The sequence below is a fragment of the Rhodococcus sp. C3V genome (assembly GCF_029269915.1).
In the GTDB taxonomy this organism is placed as follows: Bacteria; Actinomycetota; Actinomycetes; order Mycobacteriales; family Mycobacteriaceae; genus Rhodococcus_F; species Rhodococcus_F qingshengii.
Map to the genome: position 1 here is coordinate 1 of NZ_JARJBE010000062.1, position 897 is coordinate 897.

Below are 897 nucleotides of genomic sequence, written 5' to 3' on the forward strand. Positions count from 1 at the left end.
TACGGCTTGATCCGGTAGTGCCGTGCCTCTCGCAGTGAAGATGTGAAACCTGCTGCCCGATAGCATGATCCGTTGTCGGTAATCACGCGCTCGATGCGGCTGATTCCGTGTGCGGCAAAGAAGACGCAGGCGTTGTTCATGAAATCGATGACTGTTGCTGCGGTTTCGTTGTCGCGGGCTTCGGTGTACGCCAGGCGGGTGTTGCCGTCGATCGCGGAATGCAGGTAGGTATAACCGACACGGGCCTGCTTGTTCTTCGTTTTCCGGCGCTGGGATCGTTTGGCCTGCTCGGACCCGCGGCCATGAACGCGCCATCCGCCGCCGTCCGGGATTCTTCCGACCTTCTTGACATCGACGTGGACCATCTGACCAGGTCGTTTCGCAATGATGACCTGCGGTTTTCGGTTGGTTTCGCCGTTCGGGTCGATGAACCGGCGACGATTCAGGCCCAGGTTCCGCAGAATTTTCGTGACTGTTCGACGAGCAATGACGATGCCGTCGGTGCGCAACTCGAACGTGATGCGCGAGGCCGACCATTTCCGGGTTCGTCGCATGGATTCGATCTCGGCCACGATCTCCGTTGCCGTGGCGGTCGGGTGGTGGATCGGTGTGCTGGATCGGTCCTGAATTCCCAGGTCACCGTATTGGCGATACCGGTTGACCCACTTGGATGCGCATTGGCGTGAGATACCCATTTCTGCGGCGACGTGGGCGATCGGACGACTTTGGCAGCGCTCGATCAGGCGGTGTCTTCCTTCAACAGTAAGTGGGGCATTACGGTGTGTCACAGGGCTGGTCCTTTTTGGTCGAGAACGGTTGTGTCGCAACTCCCATTCTTACGCCGAGGACCAGCCCGTCTACTTCAATCCCGCGTCAACAACGTCCGTACCCGCAACA

At 58.9% G+C, this 897-nt stretch carries 1 protein-coding gene; it reads right to left on the reverse strand.

Annotation, left to right across the window (positions count from 1 at the left end):
- A partial coding sequence (locus P3G66_RS31800; RefSeq protein WP_276117884.1) for a leucine zipper domain-containing protein occupies nucleotides 1-788 on the reverse strand: 788 nt, incomplete at its 3' end.
- Between the last annotated feature and the right edge of the window lie 109 nt (nucleotides 789-897).